Annotated in this window: 20 protein-coding genes; 13 read left to right on the top strand and 7 right to left on the bottom strand. The window is 57.5% G+C overall.

Annotation, left to right across the window (positions count from 1 at the left end; translation table 11 throughout):
• Positions 1-30: 30 nt before the first annotated feature.
• Together AC3EMD_RS07800 and AC3EMD_RS07795 are read right to left on the bottom strand one after the other, a co-directional pair.
• The gene (locus AC3EMD_RS07800) at positions 31-1,167 is read right to left on the bottom strand and encodes an HlyD family secretion protein (RefSeq protein WP_302074014.1); all 1,137 of its coding nucleotides are present in this window, start codon (positions 1,165-1,167) and stop codon (positions 31-33) included.
• 1 nt (position 1,168) lies between these two features.
• The gene (locus AC3EMD_RS07795; RefSeq protein ID WP_016161554.1) at positions 1,169-1,513 is read right to left on the bottom strand and encodes a DUF3302 domain-containing protein; all 345 of its coding nucleotides are present in this window, start codon (positions 1,511-1,513) and stop codon (positions 1,169-1,171) included.
• Between the two features lie 213 nt (positions 1,514-1,726).
• On the opposite strand from AC3EMD_RS07795, the gene AC3EMD_RS07790 reads away from it, so the two are divergent.
• The gene (locus AC3EMD_RS07790) at positions 1,727-2,659 is read left to right on the top strand and encodes a LysR family transcriptional regulator (protein ID WP_064176429.1); all 933 of its coding nucleotides are present in this window, start codon (positions 1,727-1,729) and stop codon (positions 2,657-2,659) included.
• Positions 2,660-2,661: 2 nt separating this feature from the next.
• Here the strand turns inward: AC3EMD_RS07790 and AC3EMD_RS07785 are convergent, their stop codons facing one another.
• Positions 2,662-2,916: a YkgJ family cysteine cluster protein gene (locus AC3EMD_RS07785; RefSeq protein ID WP_008804013.1), complete on the bottom strand. Its 255-nt coding sequence runs from the start codon at positions 2,914-2,916 to the stop codon at positions 2,662-2,664.
• 147 nt (positions 2,917-3,063) lie between these two features.
• Here AC3EMD_RS07785 and yeiP point away from each other — a divergent pair, with 147 nt between their 5' ends.
• Positions 3,064-3,636: an elongation factor P-like protein YeiP gene (yeiP, locus tag AC3EMD_RS07780; protein ID WP_002912951.1), complete on the top strand. Its 573-nt coding sequence runs from the start codon at positions 3,064-3,066 to the stop codon at positions 3,634-3,636.
• 1,078 nt (positions 3,637-4,714) lie between these two features.
• On the opposite strand, the gene uxuA is transcribed toward yeiP, so the two are convergent.
• Entirely contained in the window at positions 4,715-5,905 is a 1,191-nt protein-coding gene (gene uxuA, locus AC3EMD_RS07775) for a mannonate dehydratase (protein WP_008804012.1), read from the bottom strand.
• A 207-nt stretch (positions 5,906-6,112) separates the two neighbouring features.
• Here uxuA and AC3EMD_RS07770 point away from each other — a divergent pair, with 207 nt between their 5' ends.
• From AC3EMD_RS07770 to yejF, 9 genes are all read left to right on the top strand, one after another.
• Positions 6,113-7,579, top strand: a complete 1,467-nt coding sequence (locus AC3EMD_RS07770) for a mannitol dehydrogenase family protein (RefSeq protein WP_016161556.1) — start codon at positions 6,113-6,115, stop codon at positions 7,577-7,579.
• Positions 7,580-7,699: 120 nt separating this feature from the next.
• The gene (locus tag AC3EMD_RS07765; protein ID WP_012967545.1) at positions 7,700-8,677 is read left to right on the top strand and encodes a CobW family GTP-binding protein; all 978 of its coding nucleotides are present in this window, start codon (positions 7,700-7,702) and stop codon (positions 8,675-8,677) included.
• Between the two features lie 37 nt (positions 8,678-8,714).
• A complete protein-coding gene (locus AC3EMD_RS07760) occupies positions 8,715-9,428 on the top strand; it encodes a phosphatase PAP2 family protein (protein ID WP_168225830.1) in 714 nt (237 codons plus the stop codon).
• Positions 9,429-9,854: 426 nt separating this feature from the next.
• Positions 9,855-10,424 (top strand): bifunctional murein DD-endopeptidase/murein LD-carboxypeptidase, encoded by a 570-nt coding sequence (gene mepS, locus AC3EMD_RS07755; protein WP_004201653.1) that lies wholly within the window; start codon positions 9,855-9,857, stop codon positions 10,422-10,424.
• Positions 10,425-10,612: 188 nt separating this feature from the next.
• Entirely contained in the window at positions 10,613-12,175 is a 1,563-nt protein-coding gene (locus AC3EMD_RS07750; protein WP_023340549.1) for a cyclic di-GMP phosphodiesterase, read from the top strand.
• A 68-nt stretch (positions 12,176-12,243) separates the two neighbouring features.
• Entirely contained in the window at positions 12,244-14,049 is a 1,806-nt protein-coding gene (locus AC3EMD_RS07745) for an extracellular solute-binding protein (protein ID WP_117116396.1), read from the top strand.
• A 9-nt stretch (positions 14,050-14,058) separates the two neighbouring features.
• Positions 14,059-15,153 (top strand): microcin C ABC transporter permease YejB, encoded by a 1,095-nt coding sequence (locus AC3EMD_RS07740; RefSeq protein ID WP_008804006.1) that lies wholly within the window; start codon positions 14,059-14,061, stop codon positions 15,151-15,153.
• Positions 15,153-16,178 carry a microcin C ABC transporter permease gene (locus AC3EMD_RS07735; RefSeq protein WP_012967542.1) on the top strand — a complete coding sequence of 342 codons (1,026 nt, stop codon included), beginning with the start codon at positions 15,153-15,155 and terminating at the stop codon, positions 16,176-16,178. Before AC3EMD_RS07740 ends, AC3EMD_RS07735 begins: the two co-directional genes overlap by 1 nt.
• A gap of 1 nt (position 16,179) precedes the next feature.
• Positions 16,180-17,769, top strand: coding sequence for a microcin C ABC transporter ATP-binding protein YejF (gene yejF, locus AC3EMD_RS07730; protein WP_023340550.1), 1,590 nt, complete (start codon positions 16,180-16,182; stop codon positions 17,767-17,769).
• Positions 17,770-17,772: 3 nt separating this feature from the next.
• Here the strand turns inward: yejF and AC3EMD_RS07725 are convergent, their stop codons facing one another.
• From AC3EMD_RS07725 to rsuA, 3 genes are all read right to left on the bottom strand, one after another.
• Positions 17,773-18,117 carry a YejG family protein gene (locus AC3EMD_RS07725; protein WP_002912974.1) on the bottom strand — a complete coding sequence of 115 codons (345 nt, stop codon included), beginning with the start codon at positions 18,115-18,117 and terminating at the stop codon, positions 17,773-17,775.
• A gap of 330 nt (positions 18,118-18,447) precedes the next feature.
• On the bottom strand, positions 18,448-19,644 hold the full coding sequence (locus tag AC3EMD_RS07720; RefSeq protein ID WP_008804003.1) for a Bcr/CflA family multidrug efflux MFS transporter: 1,197 nt from the start codon (positions 19,642-19,644) through the stop codon (positions 18,448-18,450).
• Positions 19,641-20,360 (bottom strand): 16S rRNA pseudouridine(516) synthase RsuA, encoded by a 720-nt coding sequence (gene rsuA / locus AC3EMD_RS07715; RefSeq protein ID WP_008804002.1) that lies wholly within the window; start codon positions 20,358-20,360, stop codon positions 19,641-19,643. The genes AC3EMD_RS07720 and rsuA overlap by 4 nt, the downstream gene beginning before the upstream one ends.
• 146 nt (positions 20,361-20,506) lie before the next feature.
• Here rsuA and radD point away from each other — a divergent pair, with 146 nt between their 5' ends.
• The gene (gene radD, locus AC3EMD_RS07710) at positions 20,507-22,264 is read left to right on the top strand and encodes a DNA repair helicase RadD (RefSeq protein WP_012541014.1); all 1,758 of its coding nucleotides are present in this window, start codon (positions 20,507-20,509) and stop codon (positions 22,262-22,264) included.
• 136 nt (positions 22,265-22,400) lie between these two features.
• Entirely contained in the window at positions 22,401-22,685 is a 285-nt protein-coding gene (gene rplY / locus AC3EMD_RS07705; RefSeq protein WP_008804000.1) for a 50S ribosomal protein L25, read from the top strand.
• Positions 22,686-22,688 lie beyond the last annotated feature (3 nt).

Raw genomic sequence — 22,688 nt, 5'->3', positions numbered from 1 at the left:
GATGGCCCGGCCTCGACCGGGCCATCCTGATTAATGATCCAGATAGAGGTAATGCAGCCAGCTGGTCATTCGTAGCAGGACTTTGCGCATAATCGACACATGGGCAAAACAATCGGTATAAACCGCCGCCTGCGCACTGACCCCGTCCGGTAAATGTTCCACTTCCGGGTGGGGATCGAGGTCGATCAGCACATAGATGCCCTCTTTTCCTGCCCCAGCGCTCAGCCCCTGCAGCGCACCGCTGGCCTGATAGCTGCCATCCGGGATCGCCGGCAGCACCCGTGATACCTTACCGCTATAGACGCTGCCCGGCAGACCATTAAACACCACCTCCGCGCTATCCCCGGCCGTCAGACGCAGAACCGAGTTCTGGCGGAATACCGCCACCACCTGGCGCTTTTGCTGGGGAATAAACACCAGCACCGGCTTGAAGGGCAGACGTACCGCGGTCATCCCCGGCCGCGCCAATAGCTGGGTAACGTAGCCATCGCTCGGCGCACGAACCACGGTTTGCGCCAGATTATACTCCGCCTCGAGGATCTGCGATTTCAGACTGGCAATGTTGGCATCAAGCCCGTTATAGCGGCCAGACACCTGCTCTCTGGCGTTTTGTAATTGCGCTTTCGCCGCCTGCAATACCGCCGTCTGGATCTGCACCTGCTGCCTGGCGTGAGTCACATCCTGTTCGGAGAAAGGATTGACCGGCATGGCCGCCCCCTGAGCATAACGCTGGTAGTCACGGGTAACGCGATCGTACTCGGCCTGCGCCTGCTGCACTCTGGCGCTGGCATCGTCGATAGTCGCCTGCTTCGCCCGCAGCGTCGCCTCCCCGGCCGCCAGATCGGCTTTCAGCTTGTTCAGCCGCGCGCGGTAGCGGGTGTCATCGATGCGGAACAGCAGTTCGCCCTTCTTCATTAACACATTGGTTTTACTGGTGACCTCAACCACCTCGCCTGAGACCTGAGGCACCATCGGAATAGAAACGACAATTTTTTGCGCCCGCAGCGTATAGGGATGGTTATAGTTCATCGTTAATATTAACGCGCCTACGACCACTATTCCGCCTAATATGGCAGTGGGTATTGTCCATTTATTTACAGGAATGCGAAATATCTTAAAAACGCCCCAGGCGATGGCGACATAGCAAAGGATAATTAACAGATCCATATTATTTATCTTTATTCCCCGCTGACGCCTGCTGGCTGTTTTTTAACGCCGCTTCGAGTAATGCGATACGTTGCTCCAGTTCCTCGCGTTGCAGACTATCCTCGGTCTGCGAAGCCATCCCCCACCCGCGGTCAGGGCGGTACAAGGTGGCCCAGATCCACAGAAAAGGCCAGATAGCATGCAGGGTAAACAGGCTTATCCAGCCCGCCACATGAATCGCGTCCTGATGGGGGTGCTGCCGTTTTTGCGCGATATGATAGGGAATATCGTGGATAATAATCACTCCATAAAATAATATGAGAAAAACCAGTATTAATACAAACAAAGCAAAATAATTAAGCAGCATGGTGCATATACACTCAGTAAGCCAGCGGGAAGATCGTTATTTTTAATGACGTCGAGGACCACAAAAGAAGCGATAAAACGCACAATTTTCCTTAAATAACGGACTGTTCAACGCAAAAGCCATCATACGTTTAGCGGATCAATAAATCACATGGCAATTCCGCCAAACTGATATATCATTTTTGATATACAACAGATATCAGGCAGCGATAAGATGTTGAAAGACTTTAAAATGGATGAGCTGAGGATCATCTGCGCTATCGCCGAAACCGCCAGCGTGAGCCGGGCGGCCCAGCGCCTGAATATGCCCCAGTCTAACGTTTCGCGGACGCTGACCAACGTGGAGCGGAAAGTCGGTTTGGCCATATTCCTGCGCACCGCCAGGGAGCTGGTGCGCACCGAGTTCGGCGAGCAGTTTATCCATGCCAGTCGCGCGGTTCTCGAACAGCATGAGCAGCTTATCAACCTCGCCGACCGTTATAAGAACACGCTGCAGGGCGTGGTCACCCTTGGGGCGCCCATCGGTATCCATCAATTTCTCGGGCGCTATATTCTGCCGGCGCTGAGGAAAACCCTGCCGGAGCTGCAGATCAATCTGGTCACCCGCAACGCCAGCGAGCGGGAACAGAAATACGGCGCCATCTTCAATAGCGACTGCGATCTGCTGATAAGCCCCTTTAAGCCGCAGAATGAAAATCTCATCGCCCGCCCCTTTACCCGCTTTCGCACCGGCGTCTTCGCCTCTCCGGACTATCTGGCGCAACATCCTATCGCCGAGCCGGAGGCGCTGGTGGATCATGAGTGCATTACCCTGCGCATGTTGGGCGGCAGCGACAATGTCTGGACCTTCAAAAGCAAAAACGGCGAACCGCTTAATCTCACGGTAAAGGGGGGATTCGTTTGCGATAACACACTACCGGCGGTGGAGCTGGCGAAGCTGGGGATGGGGATCGTCTATGCGCCCTACTATTCACTCGCCACCGAGCTGGCGGCGGGACAGCTGGTTCCCTGTCTGAAAAAGGAGCGCTGTATCGACCTGCAGGCCTGGCTTATCTTCCAGCGGCGGGACATTCTCCCCCTGCGCGTACAGGCGCTACTCGACGGCCTCAGCGCCCATATCAAAAACCTGTCTCATCTGTTGCTTTAAGCTCAGGGCGCGGTGGCCAGCTCAAGATCCAGCAGCCAGGTGATGGCGTCATCGCGGTGGGTGAAGCACATCTCGGGCGAGGGCTGCAGGCTGGCGCACACCTTCGGGCGCAGAGGGGAGCCGAAAATCAGGCACAAGTTGTGCTCGGAAAGCTGAATACAGCGGGTATTGGCGGGCTTGCCCTGCGGCATGCCGGGTATTGGCGATGATATAGAGGGAGCGATGCAACATGCGCCACAATCGGTACGACATTCCACAACCCAGCTCCCAAACGCTCATTTTGTGCCACAGCCTAAACGTTTTGCCAGAAGATAGCAAAACTCGCGAATTCCGCTTGCCTGAAGGCGCGGGCGCGAGTAGTTTTACGCGATATTTTTGACTCGTTAAGTGACAGGATTACTGCAATGCCAAGAGCGAATGAAATTAAAAAAGGTATGGTGCTGAATTACAACGGCAAGCTGCTGATTGTGAAAAATATTGATATTCAGTCACCCAGCGCCCGTGGTGCTGCGACACTGTATAAAATGCGCTTCTCCGATGTGCGTACCGGCCTGAAAGTGGAAGAGCGCTTCAAAGGTGACGATATCGTCGATACCGTCACCCTGACCCGCCGTTTCGTTGACTTCTCCTATGTCGATGGCAACGAATACGTGTTCATGGATAAAGAAGACTATACCCCTTACACCTTTACCAAAGAGCAGATCGAAGAAGAGCTGCAGTTTATTCCGGAAGGCGGGATGCCGGATATGCAGGTGCTGACCTGGGACGGCCAGCTGCTGGCCCTGGAGCTGCCGCAGACCGTTGACCTGGAAATTATCGAAACCGCGCCGGGTATTAAAGGGGCATCCGCCAGCTCCCGCACCAAGCCAGCCACTATGAGCACCGGCCTGGTAATTCAGGTGCCGGAATACCTGACCACCGGTGAGAAAATCCGCATTCATATCGAAGAGTGCCGCTATATGGGCCGCGCGGATTAATCATCTGTGACGCCCCGACAGTAAAAAAGGACAGCCGCTGGCTGTCCTTTTTATTTGGCGACGGTATGCCCCTGTTGCCGGGTAATATCCATTCAACACGGTTCCCGTATTTGTGCCGGATGGCGGCTGACGCCTTATCCGGCCTACGATCCGGGCACCCTGTCGTTAATTTATTCACCATTCTTGCTGAAACTGCCGGTGCTGGCGGCCTCAACATCGCTGAGACGTTCCCGGCCCGGGGGTACAGGGGGCGACTGGCCGCCCCCTGTGCGCTCCCTGCACCATGAGTGACATAACGCAGAAGAAATATCGGGAGCGCAATCTGCCCGGAAATAACAGAGAACACAGGTTTTTCCAGGGTCGACACTGTTGCAAACCGATCACCGTATCTACCCCATTGCGCCGTTATTTTGTCGGGTAATGACGCTTCACTTACCCGACCCGGCTGACGCCCCGACAGTAAAAAGGGACAGCCGCTGGCTGTCCCTTTTATTTGGCGACGGTATGCCCCGGTGCCGGGTAATATTCATTCAACACGGTTCCCGTATTTGTGCCGGATGGCGGCTGACGCCTTATCCGGCCTACGATCCGGGCACCCTGTCGTTAAGTTATTCACTATTCTTGCTGAAACTGCCGGTGCTGGCGGCCTCAAAATCGCTGAGACGTTCCCGGAAGGCCGGGGCAGCCCGCATGGATGCGGGCTGAGGGCCGTGTTTTGCACGGACGCTGCCTCGGCCCGACCCGAAGCCTGCAGGGATAAGTCGAAGGCACCACGAAGTGGCGATTTTGCTGGCCGGAGCCAGGGGGTACAGGGGGCGGCGGCGACTGGCCGCCCCCTGTGCGCTCCCTGCACCATGAGTGACATAACGCAGAAGAAATATCGGGAACGCAATCTGCCCGGAAATAACAGAGAACACAGGTTTTTCCAGGGTCGACACTGTTGCAAACCGATCATAGTATCTACCCCATTGCGCCGTTATTTTGTCGGGTGGCGCTTCACTTACCCGACCAGGCTGACGCCCCGACAGTAAAAAGGGACAGCCGCTGGCTGTCCCTTTTATTATCCCTGTTACCGCGATTACAACAGTTCAGGGTATTTGGTCATTTTCAGCGCCAGCTCGACGCCACGCACTTCCGCCATCCCCTTGAGACGGCCAATCGCCGAATAGCCTGGGTTGGTTTTCTTGCGCAGATCGTCAAGCATCTGATGACCATGATCCGGACGGAACGGGATCGGGCGCAGATCGCCAGCCTGTTTACGCCGCTGCTCTTCACGCAGAATCGCATCCACCACCGCCACCATATTGACGTCGCCGCTAAGGTGCGCCGCCTCGTGGAAGGTTTTCGGGTTCGCTTCACGACAGGTAGATCGCAGATGGGTGAAATGGATGCGATCGCCAAAGGTCTCCACCATCTTCACCAGATCGTTATCGGCGCGGACGCCATACGATCCCGTACACATGGTGAAGCCATTATTGATGCTGTCCACTGTCTCTTTCAGCCACTGCATATCTTCGATGGTCGACACGATACGCGGCAGGCCAAGGATCGGCCGCGGCGGATCGTCCGGATGCACCGCCAGGCGGATGCCTACCTCTTCGCACACCGGCACGATAGCCCGCAGGAAGTAGGCCATATTCTCGCGCAGCTGCGCTTTATCAATGTGGTCATATTCCGCCAGGCGCGCGCGGAACTGGTCAAGAGTGTAACCCTCTTCCGCCCCCGGCAGGCCGGCGATGATATTGCGGGTCAGTTTCTCGATGTCCGCTTCGCTCATCGCCTTGAAATAAACCTCAGCCTGACGCTGCTCTTCTTCGCTGTAATCTCCTTCCGCGCCCGGGCGTTTGAGGATATGCAGTTCAAAGGCGGCGAAGGCGATCTGATCGAAACGCAGCGCCCGGGAACCGTCCGGCAGCTCATATTCCAGATCGGTGCGCGTCCAGTCGAGGATCGGCATAAAGTTGTAGCATACGGTATCGATGCCGCAGGCCGCGAGGTTGCGGATGCTCTGCTGATAGTTGGCAATCCAGGTCGCATACTCCCCGCTGTGGGTTTTAATATCCTCATGCACCGGAATGCTTTCGACGACCGACCAGGTCAGCCCTTTTGCCGCTAACAGCGCCTGACGCGCTTTAATCTCCTCTACCGGCCAGACCTGACCGTTTGCAATATGGTGCAGCGCAGTCACGACGCCGGTCGCCCCTGCCTGCCGTACATCATCAAGCGATACCGGATCGTTCGGCCCATACCACCGCCAGGTTTGTTCCATCGCTATGCCCTCACAAAAGTTGTTATACCAATAATGGCGACACTCATGACGACTACCATACATGTTTCTCCTCAGGCTGCAAACAGTGCCGGCGCATTGATTGATCCAGCTCACAGTCAGCGGATAATTTCGGCTTACCAATTTAATTTCCTGTCATATAACTTTAGACTGGCATTGTTAATAAGCAGTTAAACAGGTGTGTAAAGAATGACAACAATTGCAACCGCTACGCTACCGGAAAACGTGCAACGTCCTCAGTACGATCGCAGCCAGCTCCGCTCGCGTATTGTCCATTTCGGCTTTGGCGCGTTTCATCGCGCGCACCAGGCGCTGCTGACCGATCGCGTGCTGAATAACGTCGGCGGCGACTGGGGGATCTGCGAAATCAGTCTGTTCAGCGGCGATACGCTGATGAGCCAGCTTCGCGAACAGGACCATCTGTTTACCGTGCTGGAAAAAGGCGCCGACGGTAACCAGCCCATCGTGATCGGCGCGGTGCACGAATGCCTGAACGCCAGGCTCGATTCGCTGGCGGCAATTATCGAAAAATTTTGCGAGCCGCAGGTGGCGATTGTCTCGCTGACCATCACCGAAAAAGGCTATTGCATCGATCCGGCGACCGGCAAGCTGGATCCGACGCATCCGCGTATCGTTCACGATCTGGAAAATCCGACGCTGCCGCAGTCGGCTCCCGGTATTTTAGTGGAAGCGCTGGCCCGCCGCCGGGAACGGGGCCTGCCGCCCTTTACCGTGCTCTCCTGCGATAACATTCCCGACAACGGCCACGTGGTGAAAAATGCCGTCCTCGGTATGGCGGAAAAACGCAGCCCGGCGCTGGCGAACTGGATCGCCGATAATGTCAGCTTCCCGGGCACCATGGTGGATCGCATTGTTCCTGCGGCCACCGCCGAGTCGCTGGCGGAAATCGCCGCCGTGCTGGGGGTCGACGATCCCTGCGCCATCAGCTGCGAACCCTTCATTCAGTGGGTGGTCGAAGACCACTTCGTCGCCGGACGACCGGCCTGGGAGACGGCCGGCGTGCAGATGACCGACGACGTGCTGCCCTGGGAGCAAATGAAGCTGCGGATGCTCAACGGCAGCCACTCTTTTCTCGCCTGGCTTGGCTATCTGGCAGGTCATGCGCACGTCAGCGACTGCATGCAGGATAACGTTTTCCGCCGCGCCGCTCGCCAGCTGATGCTTGACGAACAGGCTCCGACGCTGACCATTACCGGCGTCGATCTCGAGGCCTATGCCGACAGCCTCATCGACCGCTTCAGTAATCCGGCGCTCAAACACCGCACCTGGCAAATCGCCATGGACGGCAGCCAGAAACTGCCCCAGCGCATGCTCGACGGCATCCGCGTACATCTTGAGCGCGGCAGCCGCTGGCCGCTGCTGGCCCTCGGCGTTGCCGGCTGGATGCGCTACGTCAGTGGTACGGACGACGCGGGTCAGACGATCGACGTGCGCGATCCGCTGGTCGACAAGATCCAGCAGCGGGTGGCGCAGAGCGATGAGCAGCAGCGCGTCGATGCGCTACTGGGTCTGGAGGAAATATTTGGCCGCGACCTGCCGCACAACGCGCAGTTTGTCGCCGGGATCCGCGCCGCCTGGCAGCAACTGGCGACGCACGGTGCCCGCGAGGCCGTGGCCCGCGCGCTAAATTCTTAACAATATTTGCGCTTATGCGGACAGAATCTTCTTCTGTCCGCCTCAGGACTTCTCTTTTCCCCCTTTTTTCGTCAGGATAGGCGTAACTGTTACAACATTACATTTATCCTGGAGAAAAGAGTGACCAGAACCAATTTGATCACCGGCTTTCTCGGCAGCGGTAAGACGACCTCAATTCTTCATCTGCTGGCGCAGAAGCCTGCGGATGAAAAATGGGCCGTACTGGTGAATGAGTTTGGCGAAGTCGGGATAGACGGCGCGCTGCTGGCCGACAGCGGCGCCCTGCTCAAAGAGATCCCCGGCGGCTGCATGTGCTGCGTTAACGGCCTGCCGATGCAGGTTGGGCTGAATACCCTGCTGCGCCAGGGTAAACCCGATCGCCTGCTGATCGAACCCACCGGCCTTGGCCATCCGAAGCAGATCCTCGATATCCTCACCGCAGCGGTGTATGAACCCTGGATCGATCTACGCGCTACGGTGTGCATCCTCGATCCCCGTCAGCTGCTGGATGAAAAAGTCGTCAATAACGACAATTTCCGCGATCAGCTGGCCGCGGCGGACATCATTGTGGCCAATAAAAACGATCGGGAAACGCCCGAAAGCGCCCAGGCGTTGGCCGACTGGTGGCAGCGCTGGGGCGGCGATCGTCGCAAGGTGTCGACAACCCAGGGTAATATCGACCTCGCCCTGCTCGATGAGCCGCGCCGCAACACCGCCCCGTTGCCGGCGAGCGCGGAGCATGTTCACCACTCTCGCCCGACCAGCGGTCTCGCCGCACTCAGCCTGCCCGAGCACCAGCGCTGGCGCCGCCACCTCAACAGCGGCCAGGGCTATCAGGCCTGCGGCTGGATTTTCGACGCGGAAACGGTCTTTGAAACCATCGGCCTGCTCGAATGGGCACGGCTGGCGCCCGTGGCGCGCGTCAAAGGCGTGATGCGCATTGCCGAAGGGGCCGTGAGGATCAACCGCCAGGGCGAGGATTGGCATATCGAGACTCTGAGCGTCCCCCCACCCGATAGCCGAATCGAGCTTATCTCGGCGAACGAAGCCGACTGGAACGCGCTCCAGACCTCACTGTTGAGGCTTCGTTTAAGTTGAGGCGGCTAAGGTTGCCGCCGACTGTCACAAAATCGCAATGGCTATGATGAAAAACCGAATTCCTTTAATTCTGCTGCTTAACATCGCGGGTGTGGCGCTATTTTGCTCCTGGTATCTGCCGGTCAACCACGGCGCCTGGTCGCCGGTCGACTCCGCGATCTTCCATTTCTTTAACCATGGCGTCAGCGTCAGCCACGCCTATGCCTGGCTGCTGGCGATCATCAACAATCGCGCCTTCGACGCCTGTTCGCTGCTGGCGATGGGCTGCCTGATGCTCCGCTACTGGCTTAAAGCGCCGCCAGCAGGCCGTCGCCAGATTGCCATCATGGGCCTGGTGATGCTGCTGGCCGCGGTGATCATTAACCAGCTGGCGCAGCACCTGATGCCGGTACAGCGCGCCAGCCCATCGCTGTTTTTCCACGATATCACCCGCGTCAGCGATGTCGTTAACTTCCCCACTAAGGATGCTTCCAAGGACAGCTTCCCCGGCGATCATGGGATGATGCTGCTGATCTTCGCGAGCTTTATGTGGCGCTATTTCGGCCGCAGCGCGCTAACCGTGGCGCTGGTGATATTTGTGGTCTTTGCTTTCCCGCGCGTCATGATTGGCGCTCACTGGTTCAGCGATATTGCCGTCGGCTCCCTGACCGCCGTGCTGATTGGCGCGCCGTGGGTATTGATGACACCGCTGAGCGATAAATTGATCGCCCTTTTCGACCGTTCTCTGCCCGGCGGAATATCGGCCAAATAATGTCGTGGTCGCCGTCTGGCGTCATTATCTATAAGGGGACCTTTTGGGTCCCCTTTTTCAATTGCGCTTTTTTTCAACATGATGTTCATCTTCTTGTCACATTAATCCCGTGACAAATGAAGGAATTGTCTGTTTTTTACCCGATACTGGCGCTATTTTGTCCTTTCCCGATGATTCACTTTTTGTCACCAAAATACTTATAAGAAATCGCGCAAAACCGCTCGCCATGCGGCGTTTGATAGGGTAATCTCGTTCTCGTTTTGCCTTTTCCGCAACATTAATTCAGAGCATGAATAAATTTGTGCGTGACTGCACAAATTTAAGCTTAAGGAATTGTCTCATTGCGGATGGGTATTTAGGCTCTAACACGTTTGGCATTTTTTATAACGACATTGTCGTTAAGGACAACAAGGGAAAATAAACAGCATGGTCAAATCTCAGCCGATTTTGAGATACATCTTGCGGGTAGCCCCCGCGATTGCAGTAGCGGTTCTGCTTTCCGCGTGTAGTTCAACAAGTACCGCCAGGAATATGCATTCTGAGACGCATGCTGTGGGTAGTGGCGATTTATCATCACTGCAAGCCTCTCAGGATGAATTTGAAACGATGGTCCGTAACCTGGACGTGAAGTCCCGTTTAATGGATCAGTATGCCAGCTGGAAAGGCGTGCGTTACCGCCTCGGCGGCAGCACCCGTAAAGGTATCGACTGCTCAGCGTTTGTGCAGCGCACCTTCCGCGAACAATTTGGTCTGGAACTGCCGCGTTCAACCTCTGAACAGCAGGAAACCGGAAAATCGATTTCCCGTACCCAGCTGCGTACTGGCGATCTGGTTCTGTTCCGCGCCGGCTCTACCGGCCGCCACGTCGGGATCTATCTCGGCAACAACCAGTTCGTTCACGCCTCCACCAGCAGCGGGGTGACCATCTCCAGCATGGATGAACCGTACTGGAAAAAGCGCTACAACGAAGCGCGTCGAGTTCTGAGCCGCTCGTAAACTGTCCTCTACCGCCGCCGGTTATCCCTTGGCTGGAGGCGGGATAAAAAAACACTGCCCCGGCAGTGTTTTTTTTTGCCACCTGATTCTGAACGCCGCAAAATAAGCTATGTCTTTTAAGTGGGAATGAGAAAAACGACGACCGACAAACCGTTGATGCGATTCAATAACACGGAAAGACTATAGCTATGCTTACTCGCTACTTTTCACCCCAGCGTAAAATCTGGTTAACCAGCCTGTGCGTGGGGATTATCGTCGCGCTGCTGGCCGGCTGCATTCAGTTTATGGTGATTTACCATAACCGGGCAGAGCGTTTCGACGCCATTATCAACAACGTTGACACTTACCTGAAAAGCTATTTTCACGATCTCCGTGAGACCATTGATGGCCTGCAGCCGCTGGTGGATCAGCCCTGCGAGAATATCGACTCCGGACTCACCTCCCATGCCGCTTTCAGCCCCAACGTTCGCGCGTTTCTGCTGGTTAAAAACGGCGTCGTCTTTTGCTCCTCGGCGACAGGGGCCATGAATACGCCCCTTACTCAGCTTATCCCGGCGATCGATATTCGCAAACCCGTTGATATGGCGATTTTGCCGGGTACGCCGATGATGCCGAAAAGCGCAGCGCTGGCGTTATGGGTCAGCAAACCCGATGATGCAAACAGCGGCATTTTCGTATCGATCAACGCCAATCTCACGCCGTACATCCTCTATTCCGCACGACAAAATGATTTCAGCGGTATTGCGCTGGCCATCGGTCACACCGCCATCTCCACCTTCAGTAATCGGCTGGTGGATCCGCAAACCCTGCATAACGAACCGATCCGCCAGGTACAGATCGACGGTTTACCGCTGAAGGTCTACCTGTATGCCAACAGCTGGCTGGCGGAAAATACACAGTTTGCCCTGTTGCTCGGGGTAGTGTGCGGCCTGCTGGCGGGGTTGCTCTGTTATTACGTGCTGACGATCAAATCCGATCCGCGAAAATCGATACTGCTGGGGATCAAAAATAACCAGTTCTACGTCGTCTATCAGCCGGTCGTGAATGCCCAGACCCTGCGTATCAGCGGCGTGGAGGTGCTCATGCGCTGGCGCCATCCGGTGGTGGGTGAAATCCCGCCTGACGTCTTTATTAATCTGGCGGAAACCCAGCAGATGATCGTGCCGCTGACCCATCACCTGCTGGCGCTGATCGCCAGCGATGGTCTAGTGCTTAAACGGATCCTGCCGCGCGGCGTCAAGCTGGGGCTGAATATTTCCCCTGCCCATCTGCAGGCTGACAACTTCCGCGACGATATGCTGCGCTTTGCCGCCGCGCTGCCCGCCGACCATTTTCACGTGGTGCTGGAGGTGACCGAGCGGGCCATGATTGATAAAGAAAAATCGATCGCTAACTTCGCCTGGCTCCACCAGCAGGGTTTTGAAATCGCAATAGATGATTTTGGTACCGGGCATAGCGCGCTGATTTATCTCGAACGCTATAACTTCGATTATCTGAAGATCGATCGCGGCTTTGTGCAGGCGATTGGCACCGAAACCGTGACCTCGCCGGTGCTGGATGCGGTACTGACCCTCAGCCGCCGGCTGAAATTAATGACCGTCGCTGAAGGAGTGGAGACCCAGGAACAGGCGGAGTGGCTTCGTGCCCAGGGCGTCAATTTCCTGCAAGGGTACTGGATAAGCCGTCCGCTATCGCTGGAGGCGCTGGTCGCCGCGCATGATGAACCTGCGAATTATTTCACAACGCGCTAAGTCTCACATATGATGCGGGAACAGAGGTCGGCTATGGGGGCCGACCGTGACAAGGTATTCTGCCGCCTATGTATGCGCGCCTCTTTTTAATTCTGCTTGCTCTGTTTAGCCTTAGCGCTAAGGCGCAAACAATAAAAGAAAGCGTCGCCTTTGCGATTATCGGTGAACCCAAATACGCAGCCAGCTTCAGCCATTTTGATTATGTCAATCCTGAGGCGCCGAAAGGCGGCACCCTCACCCTGGCGGCGATCGGCACCTTTGATAACTTCAACCGCTACGCACTGCGCGGCAATCCCGCCGTGCGCACTGAGGCGCTCTACGATACCCTGTTCACCACCTCGGATGATGAGCCCGGCAGCTACTACCCGCTGATTGCCGAGCGGGCGCGCTATGCCGAGGACTATTCCTGGATGGAGATCGCTCTCAACCCGCACGCCCGCTTCCATGACGGCACGCCAATCACCGCCCGGGACGTTGCATTTACCTTCAACAAGTTTATGACCGAAGGGGTGCCACAGTTCCGCCTGTTTTATAAAGGCACCACCGTTAAGGCCATCGCCCCGTTGACCGTACGAATCGACCTCGGCCAGCCCGGCAAAGAGAACATGCTGAGTCTGCTGAGCCTGCCGGTGATGCCTGAGTCGTTCTGGCGCCAGCACAAACTCAGCGACCCGCTGTCGAAGCCGCCGCTGGCCAGCGGGCCCTACCGCATCAGCGCCTGGCGAATGGGGCAATACATTACCTATTCACGCGTCGCCGACTACTGGGCGGCCGACCTGCCGGTCAACCGGGGTCGCTGGAATTTCGATACGCTGCGCTATGACTATTATCTCGACGACAATGTCGCTTTCGAAGCCTTTAAAGCGGGAGCCGTCGATCGCCGGGAAGAGACCGTCGCCAAAAACTGGGCTACCCGCTACGTCGGTCGCAACTTCAGCCGCGGCTACATTATTAAAGATGAGCATACAAATACCTCGGCGCAGGATACCCAGTGGCTGGCGTTCAATATTCAGCGCCCGGTTTTTGCCGATCGCCGGGTGCGGGAGGCCATTACCCTGGCGTTCGATTTTGAATGGATGAACAAGGCGCTGTTTTACAGCGCCTATCAGCGCGCCAACAGCTATTTCCAGAACACCGAATATGCCGCCCGCAGCCTGCCCGACGCCGCCGAGCTGGCCCTGCTGACGCCGATGAAAAACGAACTGCCCCCGGAGGTCTTCAGCCAGGTTTACCAGCCGCCGGTCTCCCGCGGCGATGGTTTCGACCGCGACAACTTAGTCAAAGCCGACGCCCTGCTCAATGCGGCGGGTTGGACGGTAAAAAACCAGCGCCGGGTCAACGCCGCCACCGGCAAGCCGCTGCGCTTTGAACTGCTGATGCCAGCCGGTGGCAATGACCGCTGGGTGCTGCCGTTTCAGCACAACCTGCAGCGCCTGGGGATCGTCATGGATATTCGTCAGGTTGATAACTCGCAGTACAGCAACCGTCGCCGCAGCCGTGATTACGACATGATGCCGAGCCTGTGGCGTGCCATGCCCTGGCCCGGCACCGACCTGCAAATCTCCTGGGCCTCAGACTATATTCACTCCAGCTATAACGCACCGGGGGTGCAAAGCCCGGTAGTGGATAAGCTGATTGCGCAGATCCTGCAGTGGCAGGGCAATAAGCAGAAACTGATCCCCCTCGGTCGGGCGCTGGACCGCGTGCTCACCTGGAATAACTACATGCTGCCGATGTGGTATATGGCGCAGGACCGCACCGCGTGGTGGAATAAGTTCTCTTTCCCCGAGACCCGCCCCATTTATTCCTCCGGGCTCGATACCTGGTGGTACGACGTGAACAAAGCGGCCACCCTCCCCGCGGACAGACGTTAAGGACATCCCATGGGCAGCTACCTGATCCGCCGTTTGCTGTTAGTGATCCCCACCCTGTGGGCCATCATCACCATTAACTTTTTTATTGTGCAAATCGCACCCGGCGGCCCGGTCGATCAGGCCATCGCCGCCATCGAATTTGGTCAGCACGGCGGGATGCCGGGTGCCGGCGACGGCGGGATGGGCGCCAGCCATGCCCGCACCGGCGCAGGGAACATCAGCGAGGGGCACTATCGCGGTGGGCGGGGCCTTGATCCGGAAGTCATCGCCGAGATCACCCACCGCTACGGCTTTGACAAGCCGCTGCACGAGCGTTACCTGAAGATGCTGGGCGATTATCTGCGCTTTGATTTTGGCGACAGCCTGTTTCGCAGCGCCTCAGTACTGCAGCTGATTAAAGACAGCCTGCCGGTCTCGGTGAGCCTCGGACTGTGGAGTACGCTGATTATCTACCTGGTTTCCATTCCGCTGGGTATTCGCAAAGCGGTCAGCAACGGCAGCCGCTTTGATATCTGGAGCAGTACGCTGATTATTATTGGCTATGCGATCCCCGCCTTTCTGTTCGCCATCCTGCTGATCGTGATTTTTGCCGGCGGCAGCTATTTCGACCTCTTCCCGCTGCGCGGTCTGGTCTCACCGAACTTCGACACCCTTCCCTGGTATCAGAAAATCCTCGACTACCTGTGGCACATCACCCTGCCGGTGCTGGCGACGGTGATCGGCGGCTTTGCCGCCCTGACCATGCTGACCAAAAACAGCTTCCTCGACGAGATCCGCAAACAGTATGTGGTCACCGCCCGCGCCAAAGGCGTCGGTGAGAAACAGATCCTCTGGGGACATGTGTTCCGCAACGCCATGCTGCTGGTGATCGCCGGCTTCCCGGCCACCTTTATTAGTATGTTCTTTACCGGTTCGCTGCTGATCGAAGTGATGTTCTCGCTGAACGGCCTGGGTCTGCTGGGCTATGAAGCGACGGTCTCCCGCGACTATCCGGTGATGTTCGGCACGCTCTATATTTTCACTCTGATTGGCCTGCTGCTGAATATCGTCAGCGATATCAGCTATACGCTGGTCGACCCGCGCATTGATTTTGAGGGCCGCTAATGTCTTTCTTCAGTCCCGTTAATCAGGCCCGCTGGGCGCGCTTTCGTCACAACCGTCGCGGCTACTGGTCGCTGTGGCTGTTTTTAATTCTCTTCTTCTGCAGCCTCGGCGCCGAGCTGCTGGCCAACGATCGCCCGCTGCTGGTGCAGTACCGGGGCCAGCTGTACGTTCCGGTGTTAAAAAACTACACCGAGCAAACCTTTGGCGGCGCGTTCGCTACCGCCGCCGACTATCAGGATCCCTGGCTGCAGCACCAGCTGTCCACCCACGGCTGGGCGCTATGGCCGCCGGTGCGCTTCGGCGCCACGACGATTAATTTTGCCAGCACCGTCCCCTTTCCGTCACCGCCCTCGGCCAGCAACTGGCTTGGCACCGACGCCAACGGCGGCGATGTGCTGGCGCGGATCCTCTATGGTACGCGCATCTCGGTGCTCTTCGGTCTGCTGCTGACGCTGTTCTCCAGTGTGCTGGGGGTGCTGGCCGGGGCGATACAGGGGTACTATGGCGGCAAAATCGACCTCTGGGGCCAGCGCTTTATTGAAGTCTGGTCAGGGATGCCGACCCTGTTTCTGATCATCCTGCTCTCCAGCGTCGTGCAGCCGGGCTTCTGGTGGTTGCTGGCGATCACCGTCCTTTTTGGCTGGATGACGCTGGTGGGCGTGGTGCGCGCTGAATTTCTTCGCACCCGCAACTACGACTACATCCGGGCGGCGCAGGCGCTCGGGGTCAGTGACCGGCAGATCATCCTGCGGCATATGTTGCCTAACGCAATGGTGGCGACCCTCACCTTCCTGCCTTTTATCCTGTGCAGCTCCATTACCACCCTGACGTCGCTGGATTTTCTCGGCTTCGGTCTGCCGCTCGGCTCCCCCTCTCTCGGGGAGCTGCTGCTGCAGGGAAAAAACAACCTGCAGGCGCCCTGGCTGGGCATTGCCGCGTTTCTCTCCGTCGCCGTACTGCTGACGCTACTGATTTTTATTGGTGAAGCGGTTCGCGACGCCTTTGACCCGAGTAAGGCGGTGTAATATGACCCACCCGCTGTTAGCTATCGACAATCTCTCTATTGCCTTTCGCCAGCAGGGCGAGACGCAGACCGTGGTACACAATCTGTCGCTCGAGGTGGCAGTCGGTGAGACGCTGGCGCTGGTGGGCGAATCCGGCTCAGGAAAAAGCATCTCCGCGCTGTCGGTGCTGCGGCTGCTCCCCACCCCGCCGGCCAGCTACCCCAGCGGCGATATCCGCTTTCATGGCCAGTCGCTGCTGCATGCGGATGAGTCGACCCTGCGCGGCGTGCGCGGCAACCGGATCGCGATGATCTTTCAGGAGCCAATGGTGTCGCTCAACCCCCTGCATACCCTGGAAAAACAGCTCTATGAGGTGCTGTCGTTACACCGGGGAATGCGCAAAGAGGCGGCGCGCGGGGAGATCCTCGACTGCCTTGAGCGCGTCGGGATCCGTCAGGCGCCGCGGCGCCTGGCGGACTATCCGCATCAGCTCTCCGGCGGCGAGCGCCAGCGGGTGATGATCGCCATGGCGCTGCTGACGCGCCCGGAGTTGCTGATCGCCGACGAACCGACCACCGCCCTGGACGTGTCAGTGCAGGCGCAGATCCTGCAGCTGCTGCGCGAGCTAAAGCGGGAGCTGAACATGGGGTTGCTGTTTATCACCCATAACCTGAGCATTGTCCGTCAGCTGGCTGACCGGGTAGCGGTGATGCAGAACGGCCGCTGTGTGGAACAAAATGACTGTCGGGCGCTGTTCAGCGCGCCGGCACATCCCTACACCCAACGCCTGCTGGATAGCGAACCAGACGGTGAGCCGGTGCCGCTGGCCGTCGATGCCCCGGTGCTGCTGCAGGCGGATGATTTAAACGTGGCATTTCCTGTTCGCAAAGGGATCCTGCGCCGGGTGGTCGATCACCATCGGGTGGTCAACAGCCTCAGTTTTCAGCTACGCGCCGGCGAGACGCTGGGCCTGGTGGGCGAATCGGGATCGGGAAAAAGCACCACCGGTCTGGCGCTGCTGCGCCTGATCTCATCCGAGGGAAGGATAACTTTTGCCGGCCAGCCGATTCAGGGGCGTAACCGCCGACAGCTGCTGCCGCTGCGCCGACAAATGCAGGTGGTTTTTCAGGATCCGAACTCGTCGCTCAATCCGCGCCTGACGGCGCAGCAGATCATTGAGGAAGGCTTGCGCGTCCACCAGCCGACGCTGACGGCGGCCGAGCGCGAACAGGCAGTGATCCTCGCCATGCAGGAGGTCGGCCTCGACCCGGCCAGCCGCCAGCGCTACCCGGCGGCGTTCTCCGGTGGCCAGCGGCAGCGTATCGCCATCGCCAGAGCGTTGATCGTCAAGCCGCAGCTGATCGTCCTCGACGAGCCGACCTCATCGCTGGATAAAACCGTTCAGGCGCAGATCCTGAATCTGCTGAAAGCGTTACAGCAAAAGCATCAGCTGGCCTATATTTTTATCAGTCATGATTTACGCGTAGTGCGGGCGCTGTGTCATCAGGTGATGGTGCTGCGTCAGGGAGAGGTTGTTGAACAGGGCGAGTGCCAGTCCGTCTTCAGCGCACCCCGGCACGAATATACCCGCCAGCTGCTGGCGCTGAGCTGACGGTCAGAAGGGGTTGTTGCCGGAGAAGGGCTCGGCGATGGCCACGCCAAAATTTTTCAGACGACAGGTGGCGGCGAATTCATCCTGCAGGTTAACGAACAGGCACGGTTCGCCTTCGCACTCAAGGACGGAACAGTCGACTTCAATGTCGCTTAACGCCTGGCTGAGCTTATGCATTACCGGCCAGGCTTTTTCACCGTCCGGACTCAGCAGTTTCAGGGCAACGAGGCTGTTCTCGTTCTGCGCGCCGTTTTGCGGAATCGGTTCAACTCTGGAACCCGCAAAACCGGCCAGCCAGCGATAGCTCTGCGGCAGACGGTGTACGATAGAGAGTTGTTGTGTATTCACGTGGTTTCCCCGGAAGCAAAAGGCTTCACAATAAATTTACATCAATATTAACACACTGTTGACAAATAGTCCTGCCTTGACGCAGAAAACGTTTACAGCCGCGGCGGGCCAGGGTTAAGCACTTATAATCCAGCGCGTTATTTTTATACCCGGCGAGCCGATTGGCGCTATATGTACCCGTTTCTGTGATCCAAAACAACTTTTTTATCGCAACAATGCGACTTTTTACACTAATTGATTTTACATAAAGGAAACAAATCGCAGAACCCTGAAGCTCATTCTGGTTGACATGTATCAAGAAAGGGGCGATTTCGCCCCTGAAAATGTGACCTAGTGTGCGATTTTTCGCCGACGGGAAGCGTAAAGCGAGAAGAAAATAGAACAGGTTGCGCAGAAGGCAATAGAGATCAGCATTGGCCAGGCGGTGGTAAACGTCGCCATCGACAGCAGCGCGCCAATGATCGCCCCGATACCAAAACGAAACGTTCCGGCCAGTGACGAAGCGGTGCCGGCCATATGCGGAAACTCATCGAGGATCACCGCCATGGCGTTAGACGACACCATCGATACGCAGCCGACAAAGGCCGCCACGCCGATCACCAGCGACCAGAAGCCGACGTCCAGCAGCGCGCAAACCACCATCCATACCGCCATGGCAAACTGGATCCACAGCCCGGCCCGGAACATGCGCAACGCCCCCACCCGCCGCACAAAGCGGCTGTTGAACATGGTCATCAGGAACAGGAAAACAATGTTCAGCGCAAAATAGTAGCCAAAGTGCTGAGGCGCGACGTGGTTAATATTGATATAGACGAAAGGCCCGGCACTGAGGAAAGAGAACATGCCGGCGAAGCTAAAACCGCTCGCCAGCATATAGCTCAGCACCCGCTTGTGACGGAACAGGGTGGCAAAATTACCCAGCGTGGTGCGCAGATGGAACGGCTGACGCCTGTCAGCTGGCAGCGTTTCGCGGATAAACAGGCCGATCATCAGCGAGGCCAGCAGAGCCACCAGCGCGAGGATCCAGAAGATGGCATGCCAGCTAAACCAGACCAGCACCGCCCCGCCGACCATCGGCGCCACCAGCGGCGCAATGGTCGTCACCAGCATGACAAACGACATCATCCGTGAAAACTCATCTTTCGGATAGATATCGCGCATCAGGGCGTTAATCACCACGCTGGCGGCCGCGGCCGCCAGACCGTGGAAGAAACGCATGACAATGAGCATATCGATGGTCTGCGACAGGGCGCAGGCCACCGCCGCCGCGGCGAACACCAGCGTCCCGCCGAGGATCACCGGTTTGCGACCAAGGCTGTCGGCCATCGGCCCGTACAGCAGCTGACCCAGCGCAAAGCCCAGGATATAGGTGCTGAGCGTCATCTGCGCGCTGCCGTCTGGGACGTTGTACTGGGCGGCGATCACCGGCAGCGCCGGAAGATACATATCGATCGACAGCGGCATCAGCATGGCCAGCAGGCCGAGGATAAACACAATTCCCAGGGAAGAATTCTGCTTCACTGTCACGTTTTACTCCGTGCCTGCGGGGCGCCTACGCTGGCGATTTCCGTTTCCGTCAGCGGACGATATTCACCCGGCGCCAGCGCGTCATCCAGCAGGATATCGCCGATGCGCTCCCGGTGCAGGCCAACCACATGGTTGCCCACGGCGGCGAACATGCGTTTCACCTGATGGTAGCGCCCTTCGCTGATGGTCAGGCGCACTTCGGTCGGGGTGATCACTTCCAGCACTGCCGGCTTAGTGAGATCTTTTTCATTGTGCAACTGGACGCCTTTGGCAAACAGCTCTGCGGTCCCTTCCGCCAGCGGGCTTTCCAGCTCCACCAGATAGGTTTTTTCACAATGGTGGCGCGGCGAGGTAATGCGGTGCGACCACTGGCCGTCGTCGGTCATCAGCACCAGCCCGGTGGTGTCGATATCCAGGCGCCCGGCGGCGTGCAGCTTGTGCGCCACCGGCTCATCGAGAAAATAAAGGATAGTAGGATGATCGGGATCGTCGGTGGAACAGACGTAACCCTGCGGCTTGTTCAGCATAAAATAACGGGGGCCGTTCTGCTGGGTCAGCGTATTGCCATCATATTCCACCTCGTGCTCTGGCTGGAGCTTAAAAGAGGCATCTTTCACAATGTCGCCGTCCACGGTAACCCGGCTGCCGCGGATTTCACGCCCGGCAATAGCCCGGCTGACGCCAAGCTGCTGAGCGATAAACTTATCAAGTCGCATGAATTTTTTTAGCCTGTAATAGTGCTGGAGCGGGCAACTCGCCCGAAAAAGAAGAATTTCACTGGCTAGTATAACGGGCTCTTAACACCACTCAAGGGAAAAGATTCATGGCATACTATTCGCGAGTTAATTAGCCCCGTGAATTCATGACTTTTACATTACGCCCCTACCAACAAGAAGCCGTCGATGCCACCCTCGCCTGGTTTCGTCGCCATACCGAGCCGGCGACCATTGTCCTGCCCACCGGCGCGGGCAAAAGCCTGGTGATTGCCGAGCTTGCCCGGCTGGCCCGCGGCCGCGTGCTGGTGCTGGCCCACGTCAAAGAGCTGGTGGCGCAGAACCATGCGAAATACTGCGCCCTTGGCCTCGAGGCGGATATCTTTGCCGCTGGTCTGCAGCGTAAAGAAAGCCACGGCAAAGTGGTGTTCGGCAGCGTGCAGTCGGTGGCGCGCAACCTCGATCAGTTTCACAGTGAATTTTCGCTGCTCATCGTCGATGAATGCCACCGTATCAGCGATGACGACGACAGCCAGTACCAACAGATCATAAGCCACCTGCGGCAGGTGAATCCTCAGCTCCGGCTGCTCGGCCTGACGGCTACCCCGTTCCGCCTCGGCAAGGGTTGGATCTATCAGTTTCACTACCACGGCATGGTACGTGGCGATGAGAAAGCACTGTTTCGCGACTGCATCTATGAGCTGCCGCTGCGCTATATGATTAAGCACGGCTACCTGACGCCGCCGGAACGCCTTGATATGCCGGTGGTGCAGTACGATTTCAGCCGTCTGCAGGCGCAAAGCAACGGCCTGTTCAGCGAAGCCGATCTTAACCACGAACTGAAAAAACAGCAGCGCATAACACCGCATATCGTCAGCCAGATCGTGGAGTTCGCCGAAAGCCGTAAAGGGGTGATGATCTTCGCCGCCACCGTGGAACACGCCCGGGAAGTAACCGGTCTGCTGCCGGCGGCGCAAGCCGCGCTGATCACCGGGGAAACGCCTGGACCAGAGCGGGATCGCATTATCGAGGCGTTTAAAGCGCAGGAGTATCGCTATCTGGTGAACGTCGCGGTGTTGACTACCGGCTTCGACGCCCCGCACGTTGACCTGATCGCCATCCTCCGCCCCACCGAGTCGGTGAGTCTTTACCAACAGATCGTTGGCCGCGGCCTGCGCCTGGCGCCGGGCAAAACCGACTGCCTGATCCTCGACTACGCCGGCAACCCGCATGACCTGTACGCCCCGGAAGTGGGGACGCCGAAGGGGAAAAGCGACAACGTGCCGGTGCAGGTCTTCTGCCCGGCCTGTGGTTTCGCCAACACCTTCTGGGGCAAAACCACCGCCGACGGCACCTTGATTGAGCATTTTGGCCGCCGCTGCCAGGGCTGGTTTGAAGATGATGACGGCCACCGCGAACAGTGCGACTTCCGCTTTCGCTTCAAAAACTGCCCGCAGTGCAACGCGGAAAACGATATCGCCGCCCGCCGCTGCCGCGAGTGCGACACGATTTTGGTCGACCCGGACGATATGCTGAAGGCGGCGCTGAAGCTAAAGGACGCGCTGGTGCTGCGCTGCAGCGGCATGGCTATGCAGCACGGTAGCGACGAGAAAGGCCCGTGGCTGAAAATCACCTACTATGATGAGGACGGCGCCGACGTGAGTGAGCGCTTCCGTCTGCAAACGCCCGCCCAGCGTACCGCCTTTGAGCAGTTGTTTATCCGCCCGCATACCCGTACGCCGGGCGTGCCGTTACGCTGGATAACCCCGGCGGATATCATTGCCCAGCAGGCGCTGCTGCGCCATCCTGACTTTGTCGTCGCCCGAATGAAGGGGCAATACTGGCAGGTGCGGGAAAAAGTATTCGATTATCAGGGCCGTTTCCGTCGCGCCAATGAGCTGCGTTAATCCGCCAAAAACTGAGGTTTTGATTGCCGCTGTGCCGATTGGCGGCTATAATGCCGCCCGCTTTTGCATTCGCAAAGCAGATAATCTGCCTGCAGCTGGGTCGCCTGTTGCAGGCTTTATATATAGAGAGACATCAATGTTTACTATCAACGCAGAAGTACGTAAAGAGCAGGGTAAGGGTGCGAGCCGCCGCCTGCGCGCAGCTAACAAGTTCCCGGCAATCATCTACGGTGGCGAAGCTGCTCCGGTTGCTATCGAACTGGATCACGACAAACTGTGGAACATGCAGGATAAAGCTGAATTTTACGGCGAAGTTGTGACCCTCGTTATCGATGGCAAAGAAGAGAAAGTTAAAGTTCAGGCTGTTCAGCGTCACGCGTTCAAGCCGAAACTGACCCACATCGACTTCGTTCGCGCGTAATCG

Source organism: Klebsiella sp. PK18, assembly GCF_057784655.1.
This window is presented reverse-complemented; position numbering and strand designations above follow the sequence as displayed.

Excerpts from the sequence above, each read along its gene's own strand:
- AC3EMD_RS07800 (WP_302074014.1), bottom strand. The coding sequence starts at position 1,167 with ATGGATCTGTTAATTATCCTTTGCTATGTCGCCATCGCCTGGGGCGTT.
- AC3EMD_RS07795 (WP_016161554.1), bottom strand. The coding sequence starts at position 1,513 with ATGCTGCTTAATTATTTTGCTTTGTTTGTATTAATACTGGTTTTTCTC.
- AC3EMD_RS07790 (WP_064176429.1), top strand. The coding sequence starts at position 1,727 with ATGTTGAAAGACTTTAAAATGGATGAGCTGAGGATCATCTGCGCTATC.
- yeiP (WP_002912951.1), top strand. The coding sequence starts at position 3,064 with ATGCCAAGAGCGAATGAAATTAAAAAAGGTATGGTGCTGAATTACAAC.
- uxuA (WP_008804012.1), bottom strand. The coding sequence starts at position 5,905 with ATGGAACAAACCTGGCGGTGGTATGGGCCGAACGATCCGGTATCGCTT.
- AC3EMD_RS07770 (WP_016161556.1), top strand. The coding sequence starts at position 6,113 with ATGACAACAATTGCAACCGCTACGCTACCGGAAAACGTGCAACGTCCT.
- AC3EMD_RS07760 (WP_168225830.1), top strand. The coding sequence starts at position 8,715 with ATGGCTATGATGAAAAACCGAATTCCTTTAATTCTGCTGCTTAACATC.
- mepS (WP_004201653.1), top strand. The coding sequence starts at position 9,855 with ATGGTCAAATCTCAGCCGATTTTGAGATACATCTTGCGGGTAGCCCCC.
- AC3EMD_RS07750 (WP_023340549.1), top strand. The coding sequence starts at position 10,613 with ATGCTTACTCGCTACTTTTCACCCCAGCGTAAAATCTGGTTAACCAGC.
- AC3EMD_RS07745 (WP_117116396.1), top strand. The coding sequence starts at position 12,244 with ATGTATGCGCGCCTCTTTTTAATTCTGCTTGCTCTGTTTAGCCTTAGC.
- AC3EMD_RS07740 (WP_008804006.1), top strand. The coding sequence starts at position 14,059 with ATGGGCAGCTACCTGATCCGCCGTTTGCTGTTAGTGATCCCCACCCTG.
- AC3EMD_RS07735 (WP_012967542.1), top strand. The coding sequence starts at position 15,153 with ATGTCTTTCTTCAGTCCCGTTAATCAGGCCCGCTGGGCGCGCTTTCGT.
- yejF (WP_023340550.1), top strand. The coding sequence starts at position 16,180 with ATGACCCACCCGCTGTTAGCTATCGACAATCTCTCTATTGCCTTTCGC.
- rsuA (WP_008804002.1), bottom strand. The coding sequence starts at position 20,360 with ATGCGACTTGATAAGTTTATCGCTCAGCAGCTTGGCGTCAGCCGGGCT.
- radD (WP_012541014.1), top strand. The coding sequence starts at position 20,507 with ATGACTTTTACATTACGCCCCTACCAACAAGAAGCCGTCGATGCCACC.
- rplY (WP_008804000.1), top strand. The coding sequence starts at position 22,401 with ATGTTTACTATCAACGCAGAAGTACGTAAAGAGCAGGGTAAGGGTGCG.